The sequence below is a fragment of the Arenimonas sp. genome (assembly GCF_022842045.1).
GTDB lineage: Bacteria > Pseudomonadota > Gammaproteobacteria > Xanthomonadales > Xanthomonadaceae > Arenimonas.
The window spans coordinates 1-8976 of record NZ_JALHQI010000094.1 but is presented as its reverse complement, the minus strand read 5'-3'; the positions used below and the strand labels follow the sequence as shown (position 1 = coordinate 8976).

Here is an 8976-nt window from a genome sequence, read left to right as displayed (position 1 = left end):
CATGGGTCTTGTGCAGGCAGTGGCGGGTGCAGTCGGCGGCATGCTGGCCGACCAGTGGAAGGACTTCTACACCGTGCCGGCCGGGCTGCCGGCGACGGCGGCACTGTTCGCGGCGGTGCCGCAGGGCACCAATGCCGGGCGCGGCGCCAACACCAAGGGCTCGAGCAACATCATCTCCAACGGCTCGAAAATCATCGTGCCGGAAGGCTACGGCCTGCTGCTGATGCAGGACGGCGCCATCACCGGCTTTGTCGCGGAACCCGGCGGCTACGAGTGGCGCTCGGACGACGTGAACTCGAAGTCAATCTTCGCCGGCGACGGCATCGTCAGCCCGCTGATCAAGCAGAGCTGGGAGCGCTTCAAGTTCGGCGGCCAGCCGGGCTCGCAGCAGGCGGCGTTCTTCGTCTCGCTGAAGGAACTGCCCGACAACCGCTTCGGCACCCAGTCGGAAATCTACTGGGACGATGGCTTCCTCAACACCCAGGTGGGCGCGGTGACGCGCGGCTCGTACACGCTCAAGATCGTTGACCCGATCCTGTTCGTGAAGAATTTCGTGCCGGCCAAGTACCTGCAGCCGGGCCAGGTGTTCGACTTCACCGATATCGACAACGCCGCGGCCGGCCAGCTGTTCAACGAAGTGGTGGGCTCGCTGGCGCCCGCCTTCAGCCTGTATTCGAACGACCCGGCCAAGGGCAACCGCATCACCAAGCTGCAGCAGGACTCGGTGGGGTTCGCCAAGAGCCTGTCGGACGCGGTGGAGAACGCCTACCAGTGGAAGTCCGACCGCGGCCTGCTGATCGTCAAGACCGCCATCGTCTCGATCGAGTACGACGCCAACACCAAGGAGCTGCTCAAGACCGTGCAGCGCGCCGACGCGCTGGCGGGCAGCCGCGGCAATTCCAACCTGCAGGCCAGCGTAGCCGCGGGCATGCAGGCCGCCGGCGAGAACAGCGGCGCCGCCGGCCTGGTGGGCCTCGGCATGGCGGGCGGCATGATGGGCGGCATCGGCAGCCTGCAGCAGCCGGCCACCCCGGCCGCACCCGCGGCCCCGGCGGCCGACGACGCCATCGCCAAGCTCAAGAAGGCCAAGGAGATGCTCGACCTGGGGCTGATCACCCAGGCCGACTACGACGCGGCCAAGGCCAAGGCGCTGGGTCTGTAAGCCGGACGCCGGGCCAACACCATGTCCAACAAGACGGGCTCCACGCCGCCGCCGCTGCCCATCGGTGGCACCGGCGGCACACCCCCGCCCCTGCCACCCGGCATCGGGCCGGGCTCGCCGCAGGACGTGCCGCCGGAACCGGGCACGTTCCCGGTGGACCCGGCCACGCTGCCCAAGGCCATCCGCGACGAAGTGCTGGCGCCCGACCCGGTCGCCATTGATACCGCGTCGGAAGAACTGAAGGACGGCCAGAACCACTGCCCCAAGTGCGGCGCCACCGACATCAGGCAGCGGCCCGGCACCGACCTGCTGATCTGCCTGTACTGCCGCAACGAATGGCATGGCGAGGGCGTGGAGGAAGCCTTCGGGCTGGGCGAAGGCCTGGACACGCTGACCGGCACCATCATTGCCTCCGGCGCCCAGGCCATCGCCGCCGACGCCTCGCACCTGATTAGCTTCAAGTGCACCGGCTGCGGCGCCGAGGTCACGGTGAACACCGAAAGCCACATGACCGCCCGCTGCCACTGGTGCCGCCACGTCTTCGGCGTGAACGAACAGGTGGCCAATGGTGCGGTGCCCGACGCCGTGCTGCCCTTCCGCATCAAGAAGGACGACGCGGTGGCGCGCATCCGCCAGTTCGTGGACAAGCGCCGGCTGTTCGCGCTGAAGGAGTTCAAGGAGCAGTTCACGCCCGAGAACGTGGTGGGCGTCTACATGCCATACATGATCGTGGACGGCCGGGCCAGCGCCGAAGTGGCCGGCCACGGCGAAATCGAAACCCGCCGCTACACCAAGGGCACCGGCGACAAGAAGAAGACCTACTACGACGCCGACGTGTACGCCGTGCGCCGCGCCGTGGACTTCACCGTGGACGACCTGCCGCTGGAGTCCTCGAAGGAGCGCAGCAAGCTCGACACCCAGGTCAACACCAACAACATCATCAACACCATCCTGCCCTTCGACACCAAGAACGCGGTGAAGTGGAACGCCAGCTACCTCTCGGGCTTCAGCTCGGAGAAGCGCGACACCGACGTCGAGGCCCTGCGCCCCCGCCTGGAAGACCAGCTGCTGTCCATCGCCCGCTGCCAGGTGGAGCCCTCGGTCAGCCGCTACGACCGCGGCGTGCGCTGGGAAGAGGAAAGCCTGGACGTGCACGGCACCCGCTGGGTGGCGATGTACCTGCCGGTGTGGCTGTACAGCTACCAGCAGCCGGGCAGCGGCATGCTGCACTACATCGCGGTGAACGGGCGGACCGGCGAAACCATGGGCAGCGTGCCGGTGCAGCACTGGAAGCTGCTGCTGGCGGCGCTGACCACGGGCACCTTCATCGAGGCGATCGTGATCGCCATGCTGCTGGGGGCGAACTGATGAGCGATGACAATGGGATCTGGCTGCTCGCCCTCGGCCCGACCGGCGCCGCGGCGCTGTATTGGGCGATTTACCGGTACTACCGGAACACCGACAAGTCGCATGCGTTCGAGCGGGAGACGGCGGTCGACGCCAAGCCCGTGACGGGCTCGGAGCACAAGGTCAGTGAAGTCAAGGGGACGCGGAAGACGCGGATTGATGGGGACAACGTCAAGGCTTACCGCACGCGCGTGCGACGGGTCGACGGCGGAGGTTAGCCAGTTCGGCTAGTCGTGCACTGAAGGCGTATTGGCCTCGAGGATGCGAAGGCTTTCCTGCTGGCGCTTCAAGTCCTCCTCGCTTTGCGCCGACAGGATTTGGTTCGCCTTGTGCTGCGCCCTCACCGCAGGATCGACGACATCCAGTTGGCGATCCTGGGACAAAAGCGCCCTGTCACCCGGTTCGAGCTGGCAGTTCCGGCTTAGCAGTTCAAGCTCGTCACCCGTTCGCGCTGCCCCGCTCTGCAGGTTCACCACGACCCCCAGCGTGTCGCCCAAGGGCTCCAGCGCCAGGCAAATGCCGTCGAGGGTGGCGTAGCTTCGGGCCTCGTTCGCGTCGACGATGACAAACAGGATCTCGCGGTCCACCCAGGCGACGGAGCGAACACCCGGCACCGAGCGCGCCGCCTGCCGTGCCGCTTCCCGGTCCACCGCGCGCGCCGGGTCGGCCAGCTTGATGGACTTACGGAACTCATCCTGGAACTCCGCCATTTCCCGCCGTACCGCTTCACCGTCGCCGGCCAATGCCGCCTTCTGGACCCCCGCGACATAGCCGAGCGTGTCCAGCGAAGTCAGTGGATCGCCCGCTTTGGCGGGGCCCTCGCTTTCTTCGGAAGATTTCTCTGCGCAACCGCCCAGCAAAATGGCCATGAAAACCGCCGCACCAGAGGACAACCAAAGGGCTCGCATCCTCTTCACTCCCCTACTCCAACCTCGCCTCTCGCCGACTGACCGGCATGCTGAAGGATTTCCCGCTCGATCTCCGAGCGCTGCACCTGGTGGCCCAGGGTCACGCTGAAAACCTCACTGGAGCGTAAGGTGAGGATAAGGGTTGGCAGGCTAAGGCGGTGGGAGAACGAAAAATTCTCGATCTCGACCCACGGAATGAGCGTCAGCTGATCCGCCTTCTCGATCACGATGCCCCTCGGCCCCGAACTGACTTTGCGCGGACTCATCCAGCGGATCAGATAAAGCATCGAGGCCAGCGTGCCCGCGGCCGCCAGCGCGATCTGGATTGCAAGTACCGCGCTGGCCGAGCCCCGACCGGTCCACGACGCGAAAGCAAACAACAGCAGGAAAAACACCAACCAACCCAGAAAGGAAAGGCCCACCGCCGCGTTGAAGGGGTTGAACGGCGGCTGCGCCCTCATGCTGGCTCGCCAGGGTTCACGCCACTTCATGCGTTCGCCGCAACAGAAGACGTCGGCCTGCCGTCAGTAATCTGAGCCCCTTCACATGTTCCGCCGATACTCTCCACCCACCTCATACAGCGCATGACTAATCTGCCCGAGGCTATGGGTCTTCACCGCCTCCATCAGCGCCGCAAAAATGTTCTGGCGCTCGCGGGCGGCGTTCTGGAGGTAGGTTAGGCCATGGCGAGACCCGTTCGGGACTGAAGTCCCTCCCACAGGGGCGAGAGAATTTCTCGCCTGCTGGAAGGTGCGGACGTTGGCGATCTGGGCGGCCTTTTCGGGCTCGGTGCTGCGGATCAGTTCGATGGTGGTAGCCACCTCGCCGGCGTGGTCCTTGGGCAGGAAGGTGTTCACGCCCACCAGGGGCAGGCTGCCGTCGTGCTTCTTGTGCTCGTAGTACAGGCTTTCTTCCTGGATCTTGCCGCGCTGGTACATGGTGTCCATGGCGCCCAGCACGCCGCCGCGCTCGCTTAGCGCCTCGAACTCCTTGTACACGGCCTCTTCCACCAGGTCGGTCAGCTGCTCCACGGCGAAGCTGCCCTGCCAGGGGTTCTCGTTGAAGTTGAGGCCCAGTTCCTTGTTGATGATCATCTGGATCGCGACCGCGCGGCGCACGCTTTCTTCGGTCGGCGTGGTGATCGCCTCGTCATAGGCATTCGTGTGCAGGCTGTTGCAGTTGTCGAACAGCGCGTACATGGCCTGCAGCGTGGTGCGGATGTCGTTGAACTGGATTTCCTGGGCGTGCAGGCTGCGGCCGCTGGTCTGGATGTGGTACTTCAGCATCTGGCTGCGCTCGTTGGCGCCGTAGCGCTCGCGCATGGCGCGGGCCCAGATGCGGCGGGCCACGCGGCCGATCACGGTGTACTCCGGGTCCATGCCGTTGCTGAAGAAGAAGCTCAGGTTCGGCGCGAAGTCGTCGATGTGCATGCCGCGCGCGAGGTAGTACTCGACGATCGTGAAGCCGTTGCTGAGCGTAAACGCCAGCTGGCTGATCGGGTTCGCGCCGGCTTCGGCGATGTGGTACCCGCTGATCGACACCGAGTAGAAGTTGCGGACCTTCTGGTCCACGAAGTACTGCTGGATGTCGCCCATCATCCGCAGCGCGAACTCGGTGCTGAAGATGCAGGTGTTCTGGGCCTGGTCTTCCTTCAGGATGTCGGCCTGCACGGTGCCGCGCACCTGCTTGAGCGTATCGGCCTTGATGCGCTCGTAGGTCAGCGGGTCGAGCAGCTGGTCGCCGGTGACGCCCAGCAGGCCCAGGCCCAAGCCGTCGTTGGTGGGCGGCAGTTCGCCGTGGTACTCGGGGCGCTTCTTGCCTTCGAAGAAGGCCTCGATCTTTTTGTGCGCGTCATCCCAACGGGCTTGGTCCTCCCGCAGGTACTTCTCGACTTGTTGGTCGATGGCGGTGTTCATGAACATGGCCAGGATCATCGGCGCCGGGCCGTTGATGGTCATGCTCACCGACGTCGTCGGCGCGCACAGGTCGAAGCCGGAGTACAGCTTCTTCATGTCGTCCAGCGTGGCGATGGAAACGCCGCTGTTGCCGATCTTGCCGTAGATGTCGGGCCGCTCGGCCGGGTCCTCGCCGTACAGGGTGACGCTGTCGAAGGCGGTGGACAGGCGCGCCGCGGGCTGGCCGACGCTCAGGTAATGGAAGCGGCGGTTGGTGCGCTCCGGGGTGCCCTCGCCCGCGAACATGCGGATGGGGTCCTCGCCGGTGCGGCGGTAGGGGTACACGCCGCCGGTGTAAGGGTAGGCACCGGGCAGGTTTTCCTTGCCCAGGAAGGTCAGCAGTTCGCCCCAGCTGGTGTACTTCGGGGCGGCGATCTTCGGGATCTTCTGGTGGCTCAGCGATTCGCGGTAGTTCTCGACCTTGATGGCCTTGCCGCGCACTTCGTACTCGGTGGTGTCGTCGGTCACCGACTTCAGGCGATCGGGCCACTCGCGCAGCAGGGCGATGGATTCGGCGCTGAGCGCCTTCACGGCGTCGTTGTAGCGCTGGCGCAGGGTGACCAGGCTGCGGTCGATGGTGGCGGCGCGGCGCTCTTCCAGCGGGCGGCCTTCGGCGGCGCCCTGCGCCTGCTGCCACTTGAACACCAGCTTGCGCCGCTCGCCGCCGGTGCGGCGCTCGCCGCAGGCCGGGTATTCATTGCCGCTGGGGCTGGTGCCGGCGGGCGGGCGCTGCAGCACCAGGTGGTGCGGGTCGTACTGGTCCAGCTGGCGCGGCAGGTCGGGGTCGTCCAGGTCGCGCAGGCTCTGCCAGTAGTGCTGGGCGCGGTCGGCGGCCTCGGCCTGGCGCTCGATGCTGGCGTTGATCTGGCGGCCCTGCTCGGAGATTTCCGCCAGGTAGCGGGTGCGGGCGCCGGGGATCAGCACCGTGGCGCGCGGCTCCTTCAGGCTCGTATCGACCTTGGGCTCGAAGTCGCAGTGCGGGCTGTTCGGCTGCACCTTGGCCTTCACCAGGCGGCACAGGTTGGCGAACATCCAGCTCACGCCGGGGTCGTTGAACTGGGAAGCAATCGTCGGGTAGACCGGCACCTCCTCGTCCTTGAGCTGGAAGGCGACGCGGTTGCGCTTCCACTGCTTGCGCACGTCGCGCAGGGCGTCCTCGGCGCCGCGCTTGTCGAACTTGTTCAGCACCACGAGTTCGGCGAAGTCGAGCATGTCGATCTTCTCGAGCTGGCTGGGGGCGCCGAAGTCGCTGGTCATCACGTACACCGGGAAATCGACCAGGTCGACGATCTCGGAGTCGCTCTGGCCGATGCCGGCGGTTTCCACCAGCACCAGGTCGAAGCCCTGGCCGCGCAGGAAGGCCACGCAGTCCTTGAGCACGGCATTGGTGGCCACGTGCTGGCGGCGGGTGGCCATCGAGCGCATGAAGATGCGCGGGCTGCGCAGCGAGTTCATGCGGATGCGGTCGCCCAGCAGCGCGCCGCCGGTGCGGCGGCGGGTCGGGTCGACGGAAATCACCGCCATGCGCATCTCGGGGAAGTGCTGGAGGAAGCGGTTCATGATTTCGTCGGTGACGGACGACTTGCCGGCGCCGCCGGTGCCCGTGAGTCCGATCACCGGCGTCTTGCCGCCGGCCAGCTGCCACTCCTTGCGCAGGGTGGCCAGCTGGGCCTCGTCGATGGTCCCCGCCTCGATGGCGCTCAGCATCTTCCCGATGGTGATCTCACCATCAAGTGAACCAAGTTCATTGGTCCGCCCCGCCCCTTTCCCCTTCTTGCCGCTGGCGTCGCCGGACAAATGAACCTGGTTCATTTGATGGCGCTTTTCGCGGGCGACGTGGGTGCGGCGGACGAGGTCCTCGATCATCGCCACCAGGCCCATCTGCATGCCGTCGTTGGGGTGGTAGATGCGCTCGACGCCGTAGTCCTGCAGCTCCTTGATCTCTTCCGGCGTGATGGTGCCGCCGCCGCCGCCGAAGACGCGGATGTGCGAGGCGCCGCGCTCCTTGAGCATGTCCACCATGTACTTGAAGTACTCGGTGTGGCCGCCCTGGTAGCTCGAGAGCGCGATGCCGTCCGCGTCTTCCTGCAGCGCGGCGCGCACCACGTCCTCGACGCTGCGGTTGTGGCCCAGGTGCACCACTTCCACGCCCTGCGCCTGGATCAGGCGGCGCATGATGTTGATGGCGGCGTCGTGGCCGTCGAACAGGCTGGCGGCGGTGACGAAGCGGAGCGGGCTGCGCTCGGCCTGGGTGTCCGGGAGGGAATTGGCGGGGGTGCTCATGGGCGCGCTCGTACGGCAAAAGGCGGGATGGGCCGATTGTAGCGCCGAGCGTATGGTTCGCCCTACCCGGGGGGCAGGCCAGTGCGTTTCCCCTCTCCCCAGCCCTCTCCCCAAGGGGAGAGGGAGTCAGGGCGCGGCGAGCTTAAGCCCCTCGCCCCAACGGGGAGAGGGGTTGGGGAGAGGGGGAAGCTTCACCCGCCCAACTGCTCGCAGAAGGCTTTCGCGAAGGTACTCCGCCGGATGTCACAAGCATCCCGCCCATCGGCCGCCACCAGATCCAGCCGCGCCGCCCGCAGCCGGTCAATTTCGGCGCCGCGCCGGAACGCCACTTCCCGCTGCAACCGCGCCCGGCGATGGTCGTCCAGCCCGGACTCGAAGGTGACGCGATGGTCGGCCAGCGCCCGCCACGGCACGAAGATGGCGTGAAGCTCGCCCTCGGCCACCGCGAAGAACCCGGCACCGAACAGGTCGGCGCTGGCGCTGTGCGCGCTCAGCCGCCACTCGCCGCCGTCGCGGTAATGCAGGGTCGAGGCGACCGACAGCGGCGGCGCCACCGCGCGGCCGCGGGCCTCGGCGCTGATCATGATGCCGCGCAGGCTGCCGATCGGATTCGAGTGGGTGACGTCCCCGGCGCGCAGGATGACGTTGCCGCCTTCCCAGTCCAGGCCCGTGAGCTGGCCGAACAGCAGTTCGCCGCTGTCGAGCAGCAGCAGCGCCTTCTGCAGGTCGGGGTTGACCTCGCCCATCCAGCGCGGCGGCTGCGGCAGGCCATAAAGCAGGCCGGCGCCGTAGCCGAAGCTTCCCGGGAGGTCGTCGATGCGCAGGTCGGACATGGCTCGGAGTCTAGGCAAGCCCGGCTGAATTTGCACCGACGCCCCGGGCGTTGTCCCAGGTTCCGCAGGGGCGGCGTTCACATCCCCGGATGGCGCCGCCCCCGGGCTGAAGATAAAGCGGGGCCGGCCCATGTCCAGTGCGCCGGCCCCGCTGCCCCACGCAAGCGATTACTTGTTGACGATTTCGCGGTGCATCGGCGCCAGCTTGGCGAGCAGCTTGTTCTGGGCCGCGAACGGCACGTCGTGCTCGTTCATCGCCACCTGCAGCACCTCCACCAGGGCGTTGAAGTCGCCGCGGCCGATCTGCATGTCGCGGTGCGAGCTCTTCATGTCGCGGCCGGTGTAGGTGCAGTCACCGCCCAGGATCACGCAGAACTGCTCGACCAGCTGGCGCTTCACGCGCACCTGGTCGGAGTTGGCGAAGAACG

8 protein-coding genes are annotated in these 8976 nt (G+C 66.7%); 3 read left to right on the top strand and 5 right to left on the bottom strand.

Going from position 1 to position 8976, the window contains the following annotated elements:
• Window position 1: 1 nt before the first annotated feature.
• The 3 genes from Q0C12_RS13920 to Q0C12_RS13910 are packed head-to-tail and all read left to right on the top strand — an operon-like array spanning window position 2 to window position 2787.
• Entirely contained in the window at window positions 2-1162 is a 1161-nt protein-coding gene (locus Q0C12_RS13920; RefSeq protein ID WP_290891211.1) for an SPFH domain-containing protein, read from the top strand.
• 21 nt (window positions 1163-1183) lie between these two features.
• Window positions 1184-2530 carry a TFIIB-type zinc ribbon-containing protein gene (locus Q0C12_RS13915; RefSeq protein ID WP_290891209.1) on the top strand — a complete coding sequence of 449 codons (1347 nt, stop codon included), beginning with the start codon at window positions 1184-1186 and terminating at the stop codon, window positions 2528-2530.
• On the top strand, window positions 2530-2787 hold the full coding sequence (locus Q0C12_RS13910; RefSeq protein WP_290891207.1) for a hypothetical protein: 258 nt from the start codon (window positions 2530-2532) through the stop codon (window positions 2785-2787). The genes Q0C12_RS13915 and Q0C12_RS13910 overlap by 1 nt, the downstream gene beginning before the upstream one ends.
• 9 nt (window positions 2788-2796) lie before the next feature.
• Here the strand turns inward: Q0C12_RS13910 and Q0C12_RS13905 are convergent, their stop codons facing one another.
• The 5 genes from Q0C12_RS13905 to Q0C12_RS13885 form a co-directional block, all read right to left on the bottom strand.
• Window positions 2797-3438: a hypothetical protein gene (locus Q0C12_RS13905; protein WP_290891205.1), complete on the bottom strand. Its 642-nt coding sequence runs from the start codon at window positions 3436-3438 to the stop codon at window positions 2797-2799.
• Between the two features lie 44 nt (window positions 3439-3482).
• Entirely contained in the window at window positions 3483-3968 is a 486-nt protein-coding gene (locus Q0C12_RS13900; RefSeq protein ID WP_290891203.1) for a hypothetical protein, read from the bottom strand.
• A gap of 51 nt (window positions 3969-4019) precedes the next feature.
• Entirely contained in the window at window positions 4020-7715 is a 3696-nt protein-coding gene (locus tag Q0C12_RS13895; RefSeq protein ID WP_290891201.1) for a methylmalonyl-CoA mutase family protein, read from the bottom strand.
• A 191-nt stretch (window positions 7716-7906) separates the two neighbouring features.
• Window positions 7907-8548 (bottom strand): hypothetical protein, encoded by a 642-nt coding sequence (locus Q0C12_RS13890; protein ID WP_290891199.1) that lies wholly within the window; start codon window positions 8546-8548, stop codon window positions 7907-7909.
• 168 nt (window positions 8549-8716) lie between these two features.
• The coding region (locus Q0C12_RS13885) for a group 1 truncated hemoglobin (RefSeq protein WP_290891197.1) at window positions 8717-8976 on the bottom strand (260 nt) is incomplete at its 5' end.